This is a genomic window from Halobacillus aidingensis (assembly GCF_900104185.1).
In the GTDB taxonomy this organism is placed as follows: domain Bacteria; phylum Bacillota; class Bacilli; order Bacillales; family Halobacillaceae; genus Halobacillus; species Halobacillus aidingensis.
In genome coordinates this window covers 299,983-321,463 of the sequence record NZ_FNIZ01000001.1, presented here as the reverse complement: position 1 = coordinate 321,463, position 21,481 = coordinate 299,983, and the positions used below count along the sequence as shown (strand labels likewise).

Here is a 21,481-nt window from a genome sequence, read left to right as displayed (position 1 = left end):
CTATGGCAAAGAGGCGAAAAGGGATGGCGAGACTCCTGCGCGAAAAAAGTGCATGGTGAGACCCCACAGGACGCAGTCCGATGAGGATCACCGTGCTCCCGCGGAAAGTGAGCTATTCCCCGCAGCCCCATCCACTCAATAAAAGTCTCGAAACTGATTCTTCAAAAAAGCTGCCAGATTGTTTAATAAATAGCTGGTGGCAGTATTGTTCGTTGGTATGGTGGGGAAAATGATAGGGAGAGTTATGCACATGTGGATAACTAAAAGGTGCGGAAAATAGGGAATATATGTGTTGATATCTTTTCAAAACACGTGGCGGTGTGGTAAGGTAGTATGTTAGTGACAACAAAAATATTCCTGTTGTGGATAAATATAAATCAAACATTTTTCAGGAGGTGAGTGCGTGTGGAAACAGATACAATAACCGCAATTTCGACCCCAATGGGAGAAGGGGCGATCGCCATTGTCCGTTTGAGTGGACCTGAAGCCGTGGCGATTGCTGCCAACCTTTTTAAAGGGAAGGATTTGAACGAGGTCGATTCCCACACAATGCATTACGGAAAGATTATTGACCCAGAATCGGGCGAAATGGCGGAAGAAGTGATGGTATCTGTCATGCGTGCCCCGAAAACTTTTACACGAGAAGATATTGTAGAGATCAACTGCCACGGAGGGCTTGTTTCTGTCAATCGTCTCTTAGAGATCGTGTTGGCGAGCGGTGCCAGATTAGCGGAACCCGGAGAATTCACGAAGCGTGCCTTCTTGAATGGTCGTATCGATCTTTCTCAAGCGGAAGCGGTCATGGACTTGATCCGCGCCAAAACGGACCGGGCGATGGATGTCGCTTTGAAGCAGATGGATGGCCGGCTATCGAAACTGATTCAGGAATTGAGACAAAAGCTTCTCGAGACGCTCGCTCATGTCGAAGTGAACATCGACTATCCAGAATATGATGATGTCGAAGAGATGTCTCATGAAATGATGGAAGAGAAGACGAAAGAAGTGCACGAGGAAGTCACCCGTATTCTTCAAACCGCTAAGCAAGGAAAAATTTTGAGAGAGGGACTGGGTACGGCGATTATCGGTCGTCCGAATGTCGGGAAATCCTCCTTGATGAATGCCCTTGTCCATGAAAATAAAGCGATTGTGACAGAGGTCCCAGGTACGACCCGTGATGTGATCGAAGAATACGTCAACGTCCGTGGCGTTCCGCTTCGTCTTATTGATACGGCGGGAATTAGGGAAACGGAAGACATCGTAGAAAAAATCGGGGTCGAACGTTCAAGGCAAGTACTGAAAGAAGCTGATCTGATTCTGTTTGTGTTAAACTATGGGGATGAGCTGAGCGAAGAGGATAAGAAACTTTTCGAAGCGATCCGGGATATGAATATTATCGTAATCGTCAATAAAATGGATCTAGAACAGCGATTGGACCTTGATCAAGTGAAGGAATTGGCTGGGGATCACCCAGTGATTACGACCTCCCTGATCCGTGAAGAAGGCATCGACCAATTGGAAACAGCGATTGGAGATACGTTCTTTGAAGGGGATCTGGACGCTGGTGATATGACGTATGTTTCGAATGTCCGCCATGTTCAGTTATTAAAACAAGCGAAACAAGCCCTTGAAGATGCCCAAAATGGTATGGAAATGGGGGTTCCGCTTGATGTCGTACAGATCGATGTTACAAGAACGTGGGAGATTCTCGGGGAAATCGTCGGGGATACGGTTCACGAAAGCTTGATCGATCAGTTATTCTCGCAATTCTGCTTAGGAAAATAAACGTTCTGTTTAAATGATATTCATTATGATAAAAAAAGGAGAGTCATCCGAATGACATATGATGCAGGGCATTATGATGTAATTGTTATTGGTGCTGGTCATGCCGGAGTAGAAGCAGGTCTTGCTGCCGCGCGCCGCGGGGCGAAGACGTTGATGCTGACCTTGAACCTCGACCTCGTTGCCTTTATGCCATGTAACCCGTCCATTGGTGGTCCCGCGAAAGGGATTGTTGTACGTGAAGTGGATGCATTAGGTGGAGCGATGGGGCGCGTTATTGATAAAACGCACATCCAGATGCGTCTTTTAAATACAAGAAAAGGGCCGGCGGTACGAGCGTTGAGGGCACAAGCTGACAAACCGCTTTATATCAAAGAAATGAAGCGGGTGCTTGAAAATCAGGAGAACCTGACGCTTCGTCAGGCCATGGTTGAAAAAGTACTGGTGGAAGATAATCAGGTCAAAGGTGTGGTCACAGAAACGAAAGCGGCCTACTATGCTCCGACTGTGATCGTTACGACCGGTACATTCATGCGAGGACGCGTCATCATCGGCGACTTGTCATATGAAAGTGGCCCGAACAACCAGCGATCCACTGTTTCTCTTTCTGAACAGTTGGAGGAAATGGGCATTGAAATGGTTCGTTTCAAAACTGGAACGCCGATGCGTGTCAATAGTCACACCATCGACTATTCCAAAACTGAAATCCAGCCAGGAGAAGAAGAGCCACGCTCATTTTCTTATGAAACGACAGAGTTCATCACCGACCAAATTCCGTGCTGGCTGACGTACACGAACGAGGACACCCACAAAATCATTAACGATAACTTAGGACTATCTGCGATGTATTCAGGGGCGATTAAAGGTACAGGACCGCGTTACTGTCCGTCCATTGAAGATAAGATCGTTCGTTTCAATGACAAACCGCGTCACCAGATTTTCCTTGAACCGGAAGGAAGAGATACGGAGGAAGTCTATGTCCAAGGCCTTTCCACCTCACTTCCAGAGTACGTGCAGAATGAAATGATGCGTACCGTACCAGGTCTTGAAAAAGCGGAAATCATGCGTGCCGGTTATGCCATTGAGTACGATTCTGTTGTGCCTACACAGTTGTGGCCGACACTTGAAACGAAACAGATCGAAGGCCTGTTTACAGCTGGACAGCTTAACGGAACATCCGGATACGAAGAAGCTGCCGGACAAGGCCTGATGGCAGGGATTAACGCGGCTGCGAAAGCGCTCGATCTTGAACCATTGATTCTTGACCGTTCTCAAGGGTACATTGGCGTCATGATTGATGATCTTGTGACCAAAGGAACAGGCGAACCATACCGTCTACTTACTTCCCGTGCGGAATTCCGTTTGATGCTTCGTCACGATAATGCGGATCTCCGTTTGACAGAAATCGGCTATCAGCTCGGTTTGATCCCTGAAGATCGCTACGAGCGCTTCAGAGAAAAGAAACGATTGATTGAAGAAGAAAAAAAACGGCTCGACAAAGTCATTTTGAAAGAGACGGATGAGGTTCAATCTGTCATCGAAGAAGCGGGTGGATCGAAGCTGAAAGATGCCATCCGTGCGACTGACTTACTGAAGCGTCCAGAAATGAATTACAGTCACTTGGAACGTTTGACTCCAAGCGATGTTCCCCTGCCAGACGATGTTAAAGAACAGGTGGAAATCCAGGTGAAATACAGCGGCTATATTAAAAAAGCTCTGGAGCAAATCGATCGCATGAAGAAGATGGAGACGAAGAAAATTCCTGAAGACATTGATTATGATGCGATTCACGGCCTTGCGACAGAAGCCCGTGACCGCCTGAAATCGGTCCGACCTCTATCTGTCGGACAGGCCTCCCGTGTATCAGGAGTGAATCCAGCAGACGTTTCCATTCTGCTTGTGTATATCGAACAAGGGAAAATCGCCCGCGTATCCGGGGAATAATTTGAAAGGATGGGCTTATGGATATCAACACCTTTCTTAAAGCACTACAGGAACATGGCATAGAACTCGACAATCACCAGCAGCGCCAGTTCGAAAAGTATTTTGACATTCTTGTTGAGTGGAATGAAAAAATGAATCTCACGGCAATTACCGATCAGGAAGGCGTCTATTTGAAACACTTTTATGATTCATTGACGGCTGCCTTCTACTATGACTTCAATCAACCGCTCCGTATTTGTGATGTCGGAGCGGGCGCCGGTTTCCCGAGCTTACCTTTGAAAATCGTCTTTCCGCAGTTGAAAGTGACGATTGTCGATTCTTTGAAAAAACGAATCACATTTTTGAATCACTTAGCCCACGAATTGGAGCTGGATGATGTCGCTTTTTATCATGATCGTGCCGAAAACTTCGGAAAAAATGCGAATTTCCGTGAAAATTATGACCTTGTGATGGCACGCGCCGTTGCGCGAATGTCCGTCCTTAGTGAATTATGTCTGCCTTTGGCTGCCAAAGGCGGCAGGTTCATGGCGATGAAAGGTCCGAACTTGAAGGATGAAATGGAAGACGCGAAGATTGCGATCCAAACCGTCGGTGGTGAGGTGCTTGATGTTCACACGTTTGAATTGCCGGAAGAGGGTAGCGAGCGGAACATCGCCATCATTGAAAAGAAAAGAAAAACACCTAAGAAATACCCGAGAAAAGCGGGAACACCAAATAAAACACCGATTCAATAACATCAATTACCTCTCTGCCTCTGGTAGAGAGGTAATTTTTTTAGGGAATAGGAGAACGAGGACATTAACTGCTAGTTACAGGACTTTGAACTAGAGAAACAGGTCATTGCCCGGAAGATAGGGGATATTGAATTTGAATTGCAGGACTTTGAAGGAGATGATCAGAAGTGGAAATCATTGTGCTTTCGGATACACATATGCCTAAAAAAGCAAAACAGCTTCCGGAACGTTTTTTAAAAGAATTGAAGAACGTGGATGCCATTATTCACGCTGGAGATTGGCAAACGTTAGAGCTTTATGAAACGTTGAAAGGCTATGCTCCCGTGTACGGGGTGTATGGAAATGTAGACGGGGAAGAGGTCCAAAACAAATTTCCGGCAAAACAACTGCTCGAATGGGAAGGATACCAGATCGGAATCGTCCATGGCCACGGAGAGAAAAAGACGACGGAAAAACGTGCGCTGGAATCTTTCGAAAATGGTGCCGTGGATGTGTTGATTTACGGACACTCTCATATCCCAATCCTCCGATATTTTAAGAGAACGCTCTTGTTCAATCCTGGCTCTCTCATTGATAAAAGGCGGTTGCCGATGTATTCGTTCGGGAAACTTTCCTTAACAAAGGCTGGAATCCATGCGGAACATATTTTCTTTCCTTGATTATGAAAATATATTTCATAAAAAATATTTAAAAGGTGAAAGGAATTTCCTCACCGCCCATCGAAAGGTATATAAGAGAATGTAAACGCTATCGTAGCGTGAAAGGGGATTGAAATGACAGAGAGTTTATTTCGTTTAGATGGAAAAATAGCAGCCGTCACTGGTGGAACAAGAGGAATCGGGCGTGCTGTAGCTATCGGTCTGGCTGAGGCTGGTGCTGATGTTGCCTTGTTACAGCGGAACACATCACAAGTAGATGTAAAAAAAGAAATTGAAGGACATGGTCGAACCTGCCACATCATACCGTGTGATTTGAGTGATAAAGATCAAGTGAAAGAGGCGATTCCATCGGTTGTGGAAGCGTTCGATCGTGTTGATATTCTAGTGAATGCAGCAGGAATTCAGAGGCGCTCCGATGCTGTTGATTTTTCAGAAGAGGACTGGGATGATGTTCTGAATATCAATCTCAAAACGACGTGGATCCTCTGTCAGCAAGCGGGGCGCTATATGGTGCCGAACAAGAGCGGGAAAATCATCAACTTCGCTTCCTTGTTGTCCTACCAGGGAGGCATTCGTGTACCCGCTTATGCTGCTTCCAAAGGCGGCGTTTCCCAGTTGACGAAAGCCTTATCCAATGAATGGGCGAAAGAAGGTGTCAATGTCAACAGTGTCGTACCTGGCTACATCGCGACTGATATGAATACGGCGCTTATCCAAGACGAAGAAAGGAACAAGCAGATCCTTGATCGAATCCCAGCAGGTGACTGGGGGAAACCGGAAGACTTCATCGGTGCCGCGGTCTTTCTTGCTTCTGATGCCTCCCGTTATGTACACGGACATCAGTTGGCCATTGATGGTGGTTGGTTAGGAAGATAAAAAAATCCCGCTCCTTTTATGAGGGAGCGGGATTTTTTTGGCATGTCGGACAGTAGTAACAGCGCCGGGAAGCGGCACGGAACTTGATGATTTCTGTTCCATCGATCCGGCACGGTCGGTCTTCCCGATTGAAGACCCAGTGCCTGTACTCATAGCGCTTTTTGCCTTTCTTTTTCAACTCTTCTGCAAGGGCTGGGTCGTTTGTGATGCCTTTGTTTTCATAGGAACGCCACATCAGGTCGATGCACGCTTTTGCTGCACGGTAAAGCTGTTCCTCTGTGCAATCGATGGGTCTTGAAAATGGAGATATACCAGCAACGAATAGAACCTCACTGCGCAAGTAATTTCCGATTCCTCCGATGAATGCTTGATCCAGGAGGAGAGAGGTCCATTTTCTTCGTTGAAATCTTTTTTCCTGAAAACGTGCAAAAAGATCATCCGGCGTCACATCTTCACTTAATAGATCAGGCCCTACTTTTGAAAGAAAAGGGTGCTCTTCCTCTTCTCCATTTTTCAGCACTTCAATATCTGAAGCACTATAAAGGAGGGCGGATTTCTTTTCATTATGAAGGGCGAGCCGCAATTGACGGTTTGTTTTCGGGTAGGTATAGGCGTTTCTAATGTACCATTTTCCGTACAATTGGTTATGCGAATAAATCACCTGGTCATTGTCGAAGCGGATGAGCATCGCTTTTCCTTTTGTATCAACCCTGGTGACTTTTGAGCCGCGTAGGATTTCTTCATATCCTTGTAAATGTTCAAAGGCAAAACTGATATCAATAATGGTTCTATTTTTTAATGCTTTTTCTACGGAATCTGCTGCCCGTCTGATTTCTGGTCCTTCTGGCATCTGTTTCGTTCCTTTCGGTCAGCTGGATGTAAACATTCCTCCGTTGATATGGATGAACTGTCCCGTCATGTAGGTGGAATCGTCTGATGCGAGTAGAACATAACTTCCTACATGTTCCACAGGCTGCCCAGGACGCCCCATCGGTGTGTTTGTACCGAATTCTTCCACTTTGTCTTCTGAGAAGGTAGCCGGAATGAGTGGTGTCCAAATCGGTCCTGGAGCAATGCCGTTGACACGAATCCCCTTATCGACTAATTGCTTGGCCATCGAACGTGTGAATCCTACAACCGCTCCTTTTGTTGCCGTATAATCCACAAGGTGAGGGTTCCCGATATATGGGTTTACGGAAGCGGTATTAATGATGGAGCTTCCTTTTCTCAAATGGGGAATCGCTGCTTTTGTTAAATGGAACATGGAGTAAATGTTCGTCCGGAATGTGCTTTCCAATTGCTCTGTAGAAATGTCTAACAAATCGTCCGTCGGGTGTTGTTCGGCAGCGTTATTGACGAGGATATCCAATTGCCCAAGCTCGTTCACCGTGCGTTCGACAGCGGTTTTGCATATTTCCTCATCCCCTACATCTCCAGGGATTAAAATCGCGCGCCGTCCTTCCTCTTCGACTTTTTTCTTCGTGTATTCGGCATCTTCATGCTCCTCTAAATAAGAAATAGCAACGTCAGCGCCTTCCTTCGCGTAGCCAATGGCCACAGATCGACCGATGCCACTGTCACCACCTGTAATCAAGGCGACTTTTCCAACTAATTTATTGCCACTTTTATAATCCTCATCCGCCTGCAAGGGGAGGGGGTTCATTTCATTTTCCACCCCTGGCTGAATCGACTGTTCTTGTCCTGGTTGACCGTTTGTTTGGCGTTGTTCTCTATTCATACGTGAACTCCTCCTCAAATGTTGTTTGTTTGATGTCATTCCACCATTTGGGAAAAATCAAACAAACATAGCAAAAAACCCCTCATCGTGAGATTTATGAGGGGCGTCTGGAAGAGCGTAATAATAAAGATCTTATGAATAATCCAATGACGATCCCTGGAAGCAAGAACAGGATGGGCAGCCAGACGGGTCCAATTAAAACGCCTCCCACCTTGAATAGAGGTGAATAGATCAACCCTATGGTAACGGAGTAAGCACAAAAGGCAAAAGGAACAAAGGCATAAGGAGCGCATTCCCCATCCGCCTCGCGGTACGCATCCCAAACGGCGAACATGTACACACAAGGATAAAACATCAGCCATTGATAGTCCGTCACTTCAATGGCTTTTTCTATATTTCCGTGAAAGCTATGGACAATCGCCATGTTAAAAGAGCTGTTCACGTTGAGGATCACTTCTAAAAGGATGAAGGCGAGTCCCTTGATGAGATGTCCATTCAACAGCTGGCCGAATCCCGGAAAAGCAATGCTCCATAATAAAATTTCCAGTCGTTTTTCTTTCATATCGATTCCTCTTCCGCTAAAAATTATTGGATGAGTTTCTGTCTGTCTGGAGCTTGCGGGGGTTCTTCAAACCATCCATTATGAATCATGATATCCAGACCGTCTTTGGCATAGATCGCGGCTTCTAAAATGAACTTATGATAAATGAAGACAATATCGTACCGGAGCCCCACGGCTGAACCAGTGGCATAATTCACTTGTCCAGATGAAGCAAGAACGCTTATTAAATACATCATGAGTCGGTCAGAGAAGACAGGATCTGTGTTTGTGGTCAAATAATTGGCAGATCCCATCGGCGTCAAAATTCCGGACTGATCTAAAAGAGTGGAGAACGACTTCCGATGTTTAATCGACATCTTTTTCCCTTGTTTCATATACTCTTTCACTGTTTTGTTCTTACTAGTCTGCGCAAATCCCTGACACAATACCTCTCCGAGGGTGTTAGTTTTTATGTTTTCATACAAATGTGTGATTTCCATTGTATTCAAGGATCTTTTACTAAAAGGATGATAGTATTTTTTAGTTTCAATGTATTCTGTTTCTTTGGATACTGCGATTTGCGGAGGTCTTATATAAACCTCTTTTTCCATTCCGATGTTCACACAGCGGTTGTAAAGTTGATCTTGTTTGTTTATCCGTTCCGATAAAAATTCACGGAAATCTTCTCTTGATGAGGCCCCTAAAGAGAACCCATCAGAAGTAAGACCTACCTTTCCCATGTGTCCCAGGAAGGTCAACATAAAGGCATCTGTAAACAGCTTTGGAGCATTGGGGTTCAAGTCATCCAAGCTGTAACCGTTGGGAACAGGGAGACCCGCTTCCCCAAAAAATCGCCCGCAATCTTCGACCCCTCTATCTGCTAATTCCCTTGCCAATCCTATTAACGGTTGAATTTCTTCATCCCTATGCGTCAATTGGAAATGTTCCAATATGGGGATGGCCATACTGTTCTGCACATATTGTGTCCATAAAAGGCCGGTTTCATTGGCTGTCAGTGTTTTTTTGGACATATTGGTTACCCTCCTGTGATGATGGTGGCGGTTCTAACTTACTCTCTTTCACTTCTTCCTTATACAACAAATAACCAGGCAAACAGACCAGGTTTACAAGGAAAATGTAGATCAATAATTTAGCTAACCAGTCGATGACGAACACGGTGGAGATAAAAACTAATGCAACGATGATCAGTGGAGAAAGATAAGCGTAAATCATGGTTCGTCCTCCTTGTCTCTTTTATACTTTCCGTCCAGGTATAAATTATTACGAAAAGAGGATGATAGGAGAAAGAAGTCAGACTGTGGAATAAAGGAGTTCGTCATGTGGAAATGGAAGCGGAAAGAAAAACAGCAGCCAGAAAAGCAACAGCAGACAAAGAAGCAGAACGGCTCTCTTTCTGAATTTATTCAAGCGATGCAGCAATCGGAGGATTTTGTCCATTACAAGTTAAGTGGCAGTACGAGGTGCACGATTTCTTATTTAAAAACGATGAGTGACTCGAAAATTTTGAATCGCAGTGTTTTATCGATATTAAATAGTGAATCCTTACACACATTACATGACATGCGGGAAAGAATTCCTGTGGAAAACATCCGAGTGACTTCAAAACTGGAATTAATTGAAGAAAAAGTTATGTTCGGTTACATCATGGTCCAGATTCATGAAAAGGATGAAGAAGTACTTCTGGTTCCTGCGGTCTCCTTAGAATCAAGAGATGTCGGTATACCAGAAGTGGAATTCAGTGTCGTAGGGCCGAAAGAAGCGTTTGTGGAGACGTTGAATACGAATATCAATCTTATTCGAAAACGGCTGCCTCTCCCACAGCTCACCGTCAAAGAAACAAATATCGGCAAAGTGACAAAAACTCGTGTAGCCGTTGTTTATATCGACGGGGTAGCGAACAAGGATAATGTTGAAACGGTCGAACAGCGGTTGAAAGGGATAGAAATTGATCAACTGACGGATAGTTCCTTTGTCACACAAGTCATTGCTGATAATTCCAATTCCCCCTTCCCGCAGCTGCTGGATACGGAAAGGCCCGACCGTGTAGTTTCGAATCTGGTTGAAGGGAAAGTCGCCATTCTCGTGGAAGGGTCTCCCCATGCGTTGACATGTCCGACTACGGTCGTCGAATTTTTCGGGGCGTCGGATGATTATTTTCTCCCGTGGCACTTAGCGACCGCTTTTCGTTTAATCCGGCTGTTTGCCGTCATCTTTTCCGTTTTGAGTACACCGTTATATGTGGCTGTCCTTACGTATCACCACGAAATGATTCCAGGAGCATTGATGGCAACCATCGTTTCGTCCCGTTCGGATATTCCGTTTCCACCGATATTGGAAGTGATTGTCCTGGAATTGACAATTGAATTGTTACGTGAAGCTGGGGCGAGACTTCCGACGAAGATCGGCCAAACGATCGGTATCGTTGGAGGTATCGTCATAGGGACCGCAGCCGTAGACGCGGGACTTACGAGTAATGTGTTATTGATCATCGTAGCTCTTAGCGCCCTGGCGTCGTTTACGACACCTGTCTATCAAATCGGTAATACGATTCGCTTAATTCGCTTCCCTTTCATTATCGGCGCACAACTCTGGGGACTTATAGGGGTTTCGATGTGTATGGTCTTTTTCATTGGTCATCTCATTAAATTACAATCGATCGGACGGCCTTTTTTCGAACCGCTTTATCCGCTTAGAATCAAAGATTTGAAGGACTCTTTTATTCGTCTGCCATTCAACAAGCAGACGGAACGACCTGTTCTTACGAGGTCAGAAGATACACAACGGATGAATCCATCACGTGTAAACGCAAAGAGGGATATCGATGAATAAATTGAACAACAGCCAGGGGTTGAATATCCCTGAGAATTACTTAGTGACACCTGCGTATGTCTTCTTTTTGATCCACAGCATGCAGGTGGGGGTCGGGATCCTCGGTTTTGAAAAATATTTGGTGGAAAAAGCCGGATTTGATGCGTGGATTTCCATATTGATTGCGGGCGGTATTTTGCATGTGATCCTATGGATGATTTATCGTCTCCTTCAAAATGGGGGAGGCGATATTGTGGAAATTCATAAAAGTATCTTTGGCAAATATCTAGGGGGGTTCTTAAGCCTCCTCTTTTGTGCTTATTTTACTCTGCTTGCCTTTACCGTTTTGATTACGTTTATAGAGGTCATTAAAGTATGGGTGTTTCCGGGTATGCATGTATGGGTATTTGCCTTTGTCCTCCTGTTTCTCGTGTACTATCTGGTGAGTGGAGGATTCCGTGTCATTACGGGGATATGTCTGATCAGCGTCATTATCGGACTGCCCATTTTGCTGCTGAAATATTTCCCTGTAGAAGCGGGCCATACAATGAACATCTATCCAGCCGTCAGTCATAGTATTCCAGGTATATTAGGCGCCACCAAGCAAAGTATTCTCAGCTTCTTAGGGTTAGAATTCCTGTTGATATACTATCCATTCATCAAAAATCCTCAAAAATCCAAGAAATGGGCCCATTACGGTGTGTTCTACACGACGATGATTTATTTAATCAGTGTCCTGGTGACGTTCGTTTATTATAGTGAAGAGCAATTAAAACAGGTCGTATGGGGGACAATATCTGCATGGAAAATTGTCGAATTTCCTTTTATTGAACGTTTTGAGTTTGTAGGGATCGCCATGTGGTTGTATGTCGTTCTTCCGAATATATGTTTAGGGTTATGGGGGGCGACAAGGATTCCGAAACGAGTGTTTAATGTAAAACAAAAATATATGGTTATCATTTTCTGTATCGCTATCTACTTCCCAACGGTTTTGATAGACGGCAGGCCGATGATTGATGTTGTAAATAACTTGTCAGGACAACTTGGTATGTATGTTTTGATGTATATTCCCGTTTTATTAGTGTTGAAGACGATCTCAGATAAAGTGAGGAAGCGGACATGAAAAAACATTGGAGTCTTCTTATAATGGTGTCTGTTGTCTTTTTGGCCGGATGTATGGCGGATAAAAGTGTCGAAGAGAACGCAATTGTTCAAATTGTCGGATATGATGTGGGAGAGGAAGAACGCATTCGGGGAACGGTATCTATTCCTCAATATGGAAAAAGCGAGGATAAACAGGCAGCATCGGAACTTTACTTGACGGTCGATGCCGATTCGACCAAAGATGTCGAAGTGGAAATTCAAAAACAATCGTCAAAGCCGATTTCCATTGGAAAGCTTGCCGTAACCTTATATAGCAAAGAACTTGCTGAAAAAGGTTTGGATGATAATGTTGATGTCCTTAGCCGAGACCCCCGGCTCAGCAGAAACATGTTTTTAGGTGTAGTGGATGGTTCTGCCAAAGATTTGATAGAGAGTGGATACACGCAGGATGAAACGACCTCGAAGCATCTTCAGGGGCTCATTGAAAATAACACGCTCCATAATTTTCCATCGACAAGCTTGCACGATTTTTTATATGCGTATTATGCACAGGGAATGGATCCGTTCCTGCCTTTACTTAAAAAACGTGAATCATTTGTCGAACTATCTGGTCTCGCTTTTTTTAAAAAAGGTCTGCTTGTCGCTGAAGTGCCGGATTCAAAAATATTTACATTTAAAATGTTAAAAGAGAATTTTATTAAAGGAATGCAGGATCTCCCATTTGAAGGGGGGACCCTCATGTTGGAAAACATCGGGTCAAACGTCGATTATAGTCTAACAGGACCACTTGATGATCCTAAGTTCACAATCAAAGTGAAATTAAAAGCTGAAGTTAATGAAATGGCAGGCGTTGATCGCAAAGCAACTCCTAAATTAGCGAAAGAAATGGAAGAGAAATTCGTTGAATACTTTAATAAAGAAGCAGACGAACTCATTTCATTATTCAAAGAAAAAAAAGTCGACCCGCTCGGTCTTGGTAACTTTACAAAAACGCGTAAAGGCAATTTTGATCTTACTCAATGGCAGGACAATTACTCTGAACTAGACGTCGATGTTCAGTTTGATGTGAAAATTATCGAATACGGCATCTTCTCTTAGCATGTTAAGAACTTCATCAGGAAAAACGGAAGGTCACCCATTTTAAGGGTGACCTTTTGAGCGCCAAAGTAATAGATAACCACGAGGGAGAGGGTCTGCATTCCATGGAGGTTATTCTTGTTTTAGATATTCTTCAGTACCCGGAAGCGTGATCGAATGAGTTCAAAATAGAGAGCCGTAAACGTCTGCGTAATTACGAAAACAGCAAAAGAATAAGAAATTTCATAGCCGTTTTGAAATTCAACAATCCCTAGTTTTGTAAACACCCACTGCATAATGACTCCAACGATGATCCATAAAAGGATATAGAAAATGAATGTTTTTTTATTGACGTTGAATGTGTCATAAAAGTATATGAAAAAGTAACTGAAGGGAGCGAAAATCAAGTAATAGCAAAAATCGAATAACTCATAATGGTCCGTATCATTAAGTTTAAAAAAGTCAAAAAGCCCCCCACCAATGGTGAAATCGAAGAAAACGCCAATGGTAAATCCGAGCAGCATGAATAGCCAAGTGATCTCCCGTTTGAATTTAAAAGGGAGGATGAAGAAGATGGTGTAGGCGATAGCGATGAGAACCATAATAGATATTTCATTTTTATCAAAGATTTCCCATAGGAAGTTCACGGTTGTTTCACCTCAATGCGTGTGGATTTCCTAATCAGTTTAGACACCCCTATGCTGAAAAGGTGGAGGGACACATAGTAAATGGCATCAAAACCCAGATTCCAATCTTTGTAATCGGAAACATCAAGCACTCTGGATAAAATGGTTAGCAAAACTAAGCAAAGGACAGAAGCAATTAAAATGAGTGCTTTTTTTACGGGAGAGGATGAAGGGTTGTATAAATTCACTTGAACCATTAAAAGAGTAGGGATGATGATACTTCGAAAAATTAAAAATCCAGCATAATTCGAAGGATCCTCTGTAATTTTCACATACTTTAACTCTTCGTTAATGATCCATGTCCAGTTGATGCTGATCACACTTGTGGTTAAGAATATGAATGTATTTTCTATGAGGGTTAAACGCTTAGGGATTACGGTGAAGACGCTGATGATCAACCAGGCGCATACGAAAAATATGGTAAAAGCCATACGAATCCTCCTTATTATCTCCCTCTATTGTTTGTGGTCTGCACTGAAATTATTCCATTAGAAAATCACACTTTATCACAAAGTTTATTCAACTATACCGCAGGATTCCTATCGAGATAGAGTTTTCCACCATCGGGAGCTATTCTGGGAATTGGAAAACTCAGAGCGGGGCTCTGAGTTTTTGTTTCACGTGAAATATTCGAGGCTGGATTCAGGAAAGTATTGATTAATATAACCACCTAGTACGTTCTTCATTTCTTCTTGTTCGTCTTTTTGATAGACATACTTTCCTATTCCATATTTGCCCCACTTATATTTACGCTTTTCTTCATCCATTTCCAGCTTTGTCATTGGATAATTCTTTTGAATAACGCGCTTGGCTGGTTTTGTAAAACGATGTTGGATCAATTCAAAGGTTAAATCCTTCGTTGCATAGTCCGGCAATTTGTCCTGAAGTTTTTCAAAAAGGATACGGTACCCTTCCTTCCAATCTTCATACAAATAGATCGGTGCAATAATGAATCCAAGTGGGTAGCCAGCTTTTGCGACTTTAGCGGCGGCCTCGATACGGTCGTCTAAACGGGACGTGCCGGGTTCTAAGTATTTGATGACATAATCCGCATTCATGCTGAAGCGAAATCTTGTCCTTCCGTTGTGTTTCGCATCGAGCAGATGGTCGACATGTGCAAATTTCGTAACAAAACGAAGTCTGCCGTGTTCAGATTCTCCGAAGTATTCAATGGCCCGTTTTAACGAGTGGGTCAAGTGGTCGATGCCGACGATATCAGACGTACAGGACGCTTCAAAACGGGTCTCTTCCGGAGCGCGTTCCTTCATATATTGTTCAGCCGCATCAAACACTTCTTCGACATTGACATACGTTCGGATGTAAGGCTTGCTTCCCATCGTCGTCTGCAAATAACAATAGTGGCAATGCCCCATACACCCTGTCGCAAGGGGGATGGCATATTCTGCAGAGGGCTTCGATGTATCGAATTTGAGTGTTTTTCTTACGCCGACGACAAGAGTAGATTTGGCGATCCGGTATTTTTGAAAATCATTTTCTCCTGGGAGATTACGGACTTGGTTGTGAGAGGTGGTTTCCCTGATCTCAATTCCCATCTTTTCGAATTTTTCCTTTAGTTCACGTCCTAACGGATATTCGAGTGCTCTTGGTTCAATATAGACAAGTTCTGGGACGAATGGTTTTACCACAGCTCCCCCTCCGATTCTGCTCCCCCGCCAAAGGCATCATGATAAGCACGTTCCGCTTCCCCTTCAGATGCATAAATCGCGATGTTTTCATCCAGCGGAAAATAGGTTTCATATAAAAATAAGGCCAATTCCCCTGGTTGTTCAGGATTGTTTACGACAGCAGCTTCTTGCACATTGGCAACGTCATACGTGTGTGGATTCCTGTAAATCACGTAAACGATGTCTCCCGCTTTGTAGTTTTGTTGTAGATCCATCCAATCACCTGCTTCTCATATTTTGGAATTCCGCCTGTCAGTCCTAACTTTTATCTATCGTGCTCATTTTTCCACAAATATCGACTTTTATTACGACTTTGTTTGTAAAAAAGGATTAGCCAGGATGGATCTAGAAGTAAAGTTAATATCACAGAAGGAGGGTGGAGCATGGAGCTGCATACAGAGAGACTTTGTTTGAGGCCGTACACGAATGATTTAGCGGAACGGGTGGCCGAATTAGCAGGAGATGAAGCCGTGGCGGCGACAACTTTCGTTCCCCATCCTTACACGCTTGAAGTGGCTGAGGATTGGATCGCCCTTCATAAGGATTGGATAGAAAAAGGGGCCGCATATCCATTGGCAATGATATTAAAAGAGTCCAATGAGCTTGTCGGCACAATGACTTTAAGGGTCGATGAAAAACACCACAAAGGGGAACTCGCTTACTGGGTTGGGAAACCCTATTGGAATCTGGGGTATGCGACAGAAGCGGCGATCCGGGTCGTGGACTTCGGATTTGAAGAATTAGAGTTGAACCGGATCTGGTCGGCAGCAATCACTTCCAATCCAGGATCGACAAAAGTCATGCAAAAAGCCGGTCTGAGCTATGAGGGAACGTTAAAGCAGGACATCTATCATTGGGGAGAATATAAAGATATTGACGTGTATGGAAGAATTAAAAATGTTGGATAGGTTTCATGTGAAACAAAGCCCGCCCGATTGTATCGGACGGGCTTCTTCATGTGAAAAGTTATGACGTAGCTTTACGAATAGGAATCAATGTTCCTATCAATGCGATCCCTGCACAAACAAGGAACATAGGCTTGAAACCGAAGGGTGCAACTCCGCTGACGGTTGTAAAAATCACCAAGTCAAACACAGAATCCAGGATGGAAAGCAAAGAAATGGTCGTTGCTCTCACATTCGAGGGGATAATGTCGTTGGCCAGCTGTGAATAAACGGGATAGCGAATGGCACTCACAAGTTTCAAAAGGACGATAGCTAAAAGAACAGTCCAGAGCTGAGTGTGTAGTAAAGCAGCTGCTGTAAGGGATAGGACGGCAAGGATCCCTGTGATGAACAGGAGCTGTACTCGTGTCACCCGTTTTGTCATCCAACCAATCGATCGTGCCGCAACAAAACCAATGAGAGCGGTCACCGCGTAGACGATCCCAATTCCGTAAACAGGGAGCCCAGCATCTACCAAAAGTTTTTGATCAAATTTCTCAAAGATGGCAACAGCTGGAATAAAAACAAGAGAGATGTTTATGAACATCCAAAGTACTTGTGGCGTTTTGCGGATGGCCTGATATCCTTCTATCACTTGTTTCACCATTGGAGTCCGCACCCCACCTTGGTTCGGAGGGTTCTTAATAAACAAGAGAAAAATGAATTGAATCAACATGAAGAAAACACCGAGCATAAGTAGAAGTCGGAATTGGTTTTCATTCAAATCTTTAGCTAAGAAAGCCCCGATGATTACAACGAATATGGAGACGATAAAACGTGCCGATCCAATCTGCCCCATCGCCCTGTCCATGAGATTCTCTTCATTGCTTTCTTTTAAGGATTCATAGATAAGCGCTTCATCTGCCCCACTGAAAAACGTAGCAGCGAAGCCCGTAAGAAAGCTGCTTGCGAAAAACACCCATGGATCGAAGGCGAAAATTAATAAACCGTGGGCAAGAATGCTGAGAAAGGAACCGATAAGAAAAGCCCGTTTAGCACCAAACCGGTCGGCGATGACCCCTGTAGGAAGTTCTCCAAGGAGAACTCCTATACTGAAAAAGGTCATGACGAGAAGGATCATCGTCTCATCAAGGCCTCTCGCAAAATAAAATAGTGTAAGGACGGGCTGTATGAAGCGGAAATTTCCAAAGATTTCTGCCCAAAATAAAAGTTGAATGTTATAGGATGCCAACGTATTCTTTTTCAATATGTTTCCTCCTGCAATGTAAAATCCGATGCAAGCAGGAGGTCAAGCGTAAATGAAAATTAAAAAGCTCTCCCCCCTGCTGATTGAGTGAAACGTTTTGTGGAATTTTTCTGCATATCAATATCCTCCTAAAAATTAGTCCAATTCTATATATTATTCATCCCCCCCTTATATTCCTCCCTAACTTCCCACACTATAGCTCCCTATTGTGGAAGACTCAGTTCCGAGATGTTTTCGGGGCTCGTTGCTAAGTTTAGCTTCGGGGTTGGTTGGGAAGCTACTCGCTTTCCTGTGGGGGAGCGCCGAGCTTCCTCGGACTGCGTCCTGCGGGATCTCGCCTATCTCCTTCTCCCACTCTTCTCTCCTAAGCATGCATAAAGCGCTCTGTATCAAGCTTTTACGTTGTGAATGCCAGGTGTGGAGAGGGTTATATTATCCACTTCCCTCAATCATACAAGCTGATTTTTCCAGAAGTGGTTTCGAGAATCTTCCATGGCAAAGGGGCGGAGGGGAATGGGGAGACTCCTACTTTAAGTGTGCAGGCGCCTCGATCAGCGCCGAAACCGGATATAGAAGAGGAAAAAAGTGCTTGGTGAGACCCCGCAGAGAGAAGCTCGAGGAGGCTCACCGCGCTCCCGCGGAAAGCGAGCTATTCCCCGCAGCCCTATCCCCTCAACAAAAGTCTCGAAACTGAGTCTTCAAGAATCCTGCCATATTGTTTAAGAAGTTTTAGGATTTAGAAAATCTATCGACTATATTTGTCAGGAAAAGTCATGAAATAGAGACGGTTAAATGGCGGAAAACCACGTTTCTTATTATGAAAATGTGCGTTTTCGACAAAGCCGACGAGCAATTCTTCAATCTTGAACATACTTTTCATAGATTAAATGTGATAAAATAAATAGAGAAATGAAAAACGGCATACGTACGCGCAGCAGCTGAGTAGCCTGCGGCGCTTTTTATGTTTCAAAATATAGGGTATATACAATAAACAGCGTATGCTCGATCGTATAAAGGTGGTGTCTGATCGTGTTACATCCTTTTGGTCGTTTGTTCGGGCTAGGGGACAAACCGGATTCGGATAATGACAACAATGAAGAAGAAGGCTACAACCCCGACGAGGTTGTACAAGTTCCAGTCGAACGCGTGCAGCCCAACCGTTACCAACCTCGAGCGATATTCAACAACGAGAAGATTAGCGAACTCGCCCAGACGATACATACGCATGGGATGATTCAGCCGATCGTTCTCCGTCGGTTAAATGAAGAAGATTATGAGTTGATCGCCGGTGAACGTAGGTGGCGTGCCGTCCAGTCTCTGGGCTGGGAAACGGTCCCTGCGATTATCCGCGAGATGAATGATTCACAAACGGCCTCTGTCGCTCTTATTGAAAACTTACAGCGGGAAGAATTGACCGTTATTGAAGAAGCTGTCGCGTATGCGAAGCTTTTGGAACTGCATCAGATTACGCAGGAAGCCCTGGCGCAACGGCTGGGAAAAAGTCAATCGACCATTGCGAATAAATTGCGTCTTTTGAAATTACCAGAGTCTGTCCAGCAGGCCGTGATGGATAAGAAAATTACGGAACGGCATGCACGCGCTCTGATTGCTTTGAAAGAAGAGGAACAACAGGAAAAGATATTGGCAGAAATCATTGAAAAGCAGTTGAATGTGAAGCAGACCGAAGAGCGGATTGCTAAATTGAATGACCCTGCACCAAAGAAAAAGAAGCCGAAGATGAAAGGCGTCAATAAGGATATGCGTATTGCGATGAATACGATTCGCCAATCTTTGACAATGGTGACCGATACAGGAATCGACTTAGAAACGGACGAAGAAGATCACGACGATTATTACCAGATTACAATTAAGATTCCTAAAGGGAAGAAAAAATAATAGCCTGAACGACCCATCTTGACTTATGTGGAGATGGGGCTTTTTTTAAGTCATTTTACCTAATGCTTTCAATAAAATGGTAGAATGATAAAAAAGATAGTGAGGCAGGTGACATCATGGGAAAAGTGATTTCAATCGCCAATCAGAAAGGCGGGGTCGGCAAAACAACAACGGCCGTCAATTTAAGTGCATGTCTTGCGCATTTGAATTATAAAGCCCTTTTGGTGGATATTGATCCCCAAGGGAATGCGACCAGTGGAATTGGTGTGGAAAAAGGAGATATGGATCGGTGCGTCTATGACGTTCTCGTTGATGATGTGAAAGCGGCTGATGTCAAGACGAGTACGATTGTAAGTAACCTTGACACCATTCCTGCAACGATTCAATTGGCTGGAGCGGAAATAGAATTGGTCCCGATTATTTCCCGGGAAGTAAAGTTAAAAAAAGCATTGGATGAAATCAAAAGTGATTATGATTATATTATTATCGACTGCCCCCCTTCTCTCGGACTTTTAACCTTGAATGCTTTAACCGCCTCTGATTCCGTTTTAATTCCTGTACAATGTGAATATTACGCCCTGGAAGGCTTGAGCCAACTTTTAAATACAGTACGTCTCGTCCAGAAGCATATGAACAATGATTTGATGATTGAAGGTGTACTAATGACGATGCTTGATGCGCGCACAAATCTCGGCATCCAAGTTATAGAGGAAGTGAAGAAATACTTTCGTGATCGTGTTTACCGATCGATTATCCCTCGGAATGTGCGTTTAAGCGAAGCGCCCAGTCACGGCAGACCAGCGATTCTTTATGATGCCAAATCACGAGGCGCGGAAGTATATTTAGATTTAGCAAAGGAAGTGATTGTGAATGGCGAAAGGGTTAGGTAGCAAAGGCCAACAGGCTTTAGGCGCTTTTTTCAACAACCAGACATCGACAGAAGAGATTCAACACGTAGCGATTAAAGACTGTCGTCCAAACCCTTATCAACCCCGCAAACAGTTTGAACAAGAAGCATTGGAAGAGTTGAAACAGTCCATTGCAGAACACGGTATCTTGCAACCTTTGATTGTCAGGAAGAGCATCAAAGGATATGAAATTGTTGTCGGGGAGCGTCGTTTTCGTGCAGCTCAAAAAGCCGGTCTTACTCATGTGCCTGCTATTTCCAGGGAAATGACAGATGAACAAATGATGGAGATTGCTTTGCTTGAGAATTTACAGAGAGAAGACCTCTCCCCTATCGAAGAAGCAAAGTCTTACGAACAACTGATTGAAGATCTTGGTGTCACCCAGGATGAGCTATCCAAACGCTTAGGGAAAAGCCGTTCTCATATCGCCAACCTTATCCGCCTCTTAGCTTTGCCTAAAGCGGTGACAGATAAAATCAATGAAGGCGCCCTTTCCATGGGGCATGGACGTGCTTTGTTAGGTGTGAAGGAACAAGATTTACAACTGGAATTGGTGAAGAAAATTGAAGCAGAAGCCCTCAATGTTCGTCAGGTGGAAAGGTTGATTCATGACATGACGAACCGGCCTTCGAAAAAGAAAGACAAGAAACCTCGGGATATTTTTTTGCAGGAACGTGAGGAGAATTTGAAAGAACGCCTGGGGACAGGAGTGAAAATTCATAAAGGAAAACGGAAAGGGAAAATTGAAATCGAGTTCACGAACAATGAAGATTTAGAACGGATTATCGATTTGTTTGCAGATAAAGAGTGAAAGCTGGAGATGTGAGAGATCTCTGGTTCTTTCTTTTTTATGAAACAATTCATTTTTGTTCCC

At 44.0% G+C, this 21,481-nt stretch carries 22 protein-coding genes; 12 read left to right on the top strand and 10 right to left on the bottom strand.

From position 1 onward, the window contains the following. Window positions 1-405: 405 nt before the first annotated feature. From mnmE to BLS23_RS01450, 5 genes are all read left to right on the top strand, one after another. Complete coding sequence (gene mnmE / locus BLS23_RS01470) at window positions 406-1,782, top strand: tRNA uridine-5-carboxymethylaminomethyl(34) synthesis GTPase MnmE (protein ID WP_089650735.1); 1,377 nt, start codon at window positions 406-408, stop codon at window positions 1,780-1,782. A gap of 51 nt (window positions 1,783-1,833) precedes the next feature. Further along, window positions 1,834-3,723 carry a tRNA uridine-5-carboxymethylaminomethyl(34) synthesis enzyme MnmG gene (gene mnmG / locus BLS23_RS01465; RefSeq protein ID WP_089650734.1) on the top strand — a complete coding sequence of 630 codons (1,890 nt, stop codon included), beginning with the start codon at window positions 1,834-1,836 and terminating at the stop codon, window positions 3,721-3,723. A 17-nt stretch (window positions 3,724-3,740) separates the two neighbouring features. Next, complete coding sequence (rsmG, locus tag BLS23_RS01460; RefSeq protein WP_089650733.1) at window positions 3,741-4,457, top strand: 16S rRNA (guanine(527)-N(7))-methyltransferase RsmG; 717 nt, start codon at window positions 3,741-3,743, stop codon at window positions 4,455-4,457. A gap of 167 nt (window positions 4,458-4,624) precedes the next feature. Beyond that, window positions 4,625-5,116, top strand: a complete 492-nt coding sequence (locus BLS23_RS01455; RefSeq protein WP_089650732.1) for a metallophosphoesterase family protein — start codon at window positions 4,625-4,627, stop codon at window positions 5,114-5,116. A gap of 114 nt (window positions 5,117-5,230) precedes the next feature. Continuing rightward, window positions 5,231-5,992, top strand: a complete 762-nt coding sequence (locus tag BLS23_RS01450) for a glucose 1-dehydrogenase (RefSeq protein ID WP_089650731.1) — start codon at window positions 5,231-5,233, stop codon at window positions 5,990-5,992. Window positions 5,993-6,008: 16 nt separating this feature from the next. Here BLS23_RS01450 and nei read toward each other — a convergent pair whose 3' ends face one another. The 5 genes from nei to BLS23_RS01425 all read right to left on the bottom strand — a co-directional run bounded on the left by nei (window position 6,009) and on the right by BLS23_RS01425 (window position 9,504). Further along, window positions 6,009-6,842, bottom strand: a complete 834-nt coding sequence (nei, locus tag BLS23_RS01445; RefSeq protein WP_089650730.1) for an endonuclease VIII — start codon at window positions 6,840-6,842, stop codon at window positions 6,009-6,011. Between the two features lie 18 nt (window positions 6,843-6,860). Beyond that, window positions 6,861-7,730, bottom strand: coding sequence for an SDR family oxidoreductase (locus tag BLS23_RS01440; RefSeq protein ID WP_089650729.1), 870 nt, complete (start codon window positions 7,728-7,730; stop codon window positions 6,861-6,863). A gap of 94 nt (window positions 7,731-7,824) precedes the next feature. Then, window positions 7,825-8,292 carry a hypothetical protein gene (locus BLS23_RS01435; RefSeq protein WP_089650728.1) on the bottom strand — a complete coding sequence of 156 codons (468 nt, stop codon included), beginning with the start codon at window positions 8,290-8,292 and terminating at the stop codon, window positions 7,825-7,827. Between the two features lie 23 nt (window positions 8,293-8,315). Further along, window positions 8,316-9,302 carry a DUF3231 family protein gene (locus tag BLS23_RS01430; RefSeq protein WP_089650727.1) on the bottom strand — a complete coding sequence of 329 codons (987 nt, stop codon included), beginning with the start codon at window positions 9,300-9,302 and terminating at the stop codon, window positions 8,316-8,318. Continuing rightward, window positions 9,274-9,504 carry a hypothetical protein gene (locus tag BLS23_RS01425; protein WP_089650726.1) on the bottom strand — a complete coding sequence of 77 codons (231 nt, stop codon included), beginning with the start codon at window positions 9,502-9,504 and terminating at the stop codon, window positions 9,274-9,276. The genes BLS23_RS01430 and BLS23_RS01425 overlap by 29 nt, the downstream gene beginning before the upstream one ends. 105 nt (window positions 9,505-9,609) lie before the next feature. On the opposite strand from BLS23_RS01425, the gene BLS23_RS01420 reads away from it, so the two are divergent. The 3 genes from BLS23_RS01420 to BLS23_RS01410 are packed head-to-tail and all read left to right on the top strand — an operon-like array spanning window position 9,610 to window position 13,302. Beyond that, window positions 9,610-11,121 carry a spore germination protein gene (locus BLS23_RS01420; RefSeq protein ID WP_089650725.1) on the top strand — a complete coding sequence of 504 codons (1,512 nt, stop codon included), beginning with the start codon at window positions 9,610-9,612 and terminating at the stop codon, window positions 11,119-11,121. Further along, entirely contained in the window at window positions 11,114-12,223 is a 1,110-nt protein-coding gene (locus tag BLS23_RS01415) for a GerAB/ArcD/ProY family transporter (RefSeq protein ID WP_089650724.1), read from the top strand. The genes BLS23_RS01420 and BLS23_RS01415 overlap by 8 nt, the downstream gene beginning before the upstream one ends. Beyond that, window positions 12,220-13,302, top strand: coding sequence for a Ger(x)C family spore germination protein (locus tag BLS23_RS01410; protein WP_089650723.1), 1,083 nt, complete (start codon window positions 12,220-12,222; stop codon window positions 13,300-13,302). The genes BLS23_RS01415 and BLS23_RS01410 overlap by 4 nt, the downstream gene beginning before the upstream one ends. 122 nt (window positions 13,303-13,424) lie before the next feature. Here the strand turns inward: BLS23_RS01410 and BLS23_RS01405 are convergent, their stop codons facing one another. From BLS23_RS01405 to BLS23_RS01390, 4 genes are all read right to left on the bottom strand, one after another. Beyond that, the gene (locus BLS23_RS01405; protein WP_244157021.1) at window positions 13,425-13,928 is read right to left on the bottom strand and encodes a hypothetical protein; all 504 of its coding nucleotides are present in this window, start codon (window positions 13,926-13,928) and stop codon (window positions 13,425-13,427) included. After that, the gene (locus BLS23_RS01400) at window positions 13,925-14,398 is read right to left on the bottom strand and encodes a hypothetical protein (RefSeq protein ID WP_089650722.1); all 474 of its coding nucleotides are present in this window, start codon (window positions 14,396-14,398) and stop codon (window positions 13,925-13,927) included. The genes BLS23_RS01405 and BLS23_RS01400 overlap by 4 nt, the downstream gene beginning before the upstream one ends. Window positions 14,399-14,584: 186 nt before the next feature. Further along, on the bottom strand, window positions 14,585-15,613 hold the full coding sequence (gene splB / locus BLS23_RS01395; RefSeq protein ID WP_089650721.1) for a spore photoproduct lyase: 1,029 nt from the start codon (window positions 15,611-15,613) through the stop codon (window positions 14,585-14,587). Continuing rightward, the gene (locus BLS23_RS01390; RefSeq protein ID WP_089650720.1) at window positions 15,607-15,867 is read right to left on the bottom strand and encodes a transcriptional regulator SplA domain-containing protein; all 261 of its coding nucleotides are present in this window, start codon (window positions 15,865-15,867) and stop codon (window positions 15,607-15,609) included. Before BLS23_RS01390 ends, splB begins: the two co-directional genes overlap by 7 nt. 168 nt (window positions 15,868-16,035) lie before the next feature. Between BLS23_RS01390 and BLS23_RS01385 the strand changes: the two genes are divergently transcribed. Then, window positions 16,036-16,560, top strand: a complete 525-nt coding sequence (locus BLS23_RS01385; protein ID WP_089650719.1) for a GNAT family N-acetyltransferase — start codon at window positions 16,036-16,038, stop codon at window positions 16,558-16,560. Window positions 16,561-16,618: 58 nt separating this feature from the next. Here the strand turns inward: BLS23_RS01385 and BLS23_RS01380 are convergent, their stop codons facing one another. Next, on the bottom strand, window positions 16,619-17,803 hold the full coding sequence (locus BLS23_RS01380; protein ID WP_089650718.1) for an MFS transporter: 1,185 nt from the start codon (window positions 17,801-17,803) through the stop codon (window positions 16,619-16,621). A 1,029-nt stretch (window positions 17,804-18,832) separates the two neighbouring features. Between BLS23_RS01380 and noc the strand changes: the two genes are divergently transcribed. The 3 genes from noc (at window position 18,833) to BLS23_RS01365 (ending at window position 21,418) form a co-directional block, all read left to right on the top strand. Then, window positions 18,833-19,699: a nucleoid occlusion protein gene (gene noc / locus BLS23_RS01375; RefSeq protein WP_089650717.1), complete on the top strand. Its 867-nt coding sequence runs from the start codon at window positions 18,833-18,835 to the stop codon at window positions 19,697-19,699. A 116-nt stretch (window positions 19,700-19,815) separates the two neighbouring features. After that, window positions 19,816-20,589, top strand: coding sequence for a ParA family protein (locus tag BLS23_RS01370; protein WP_089650716.1), 774 nt, complete (start codon window positions 19,816-19,818; stop codon window positions 20,587-20,589). Next, window positions 20,570-21,418: a ParB/RepB/Spo0J family partition protein gene (locus tag BLS23_RS01365; RefSeq protein ID WP_089650715.1), complete on the top strand. Its 849-nt coding sequence runs from the start codon at window positions 20,570-20,572 to the stop codon at window positions 21,416-21,418. The genes BLS23_RS01370 and BLS23_RS01365 overlap by 20 nt, the downstream gene beginning before the upstream one ends. Window positions 21,419-21,481 lie beyond the last annotated feature (63 nt).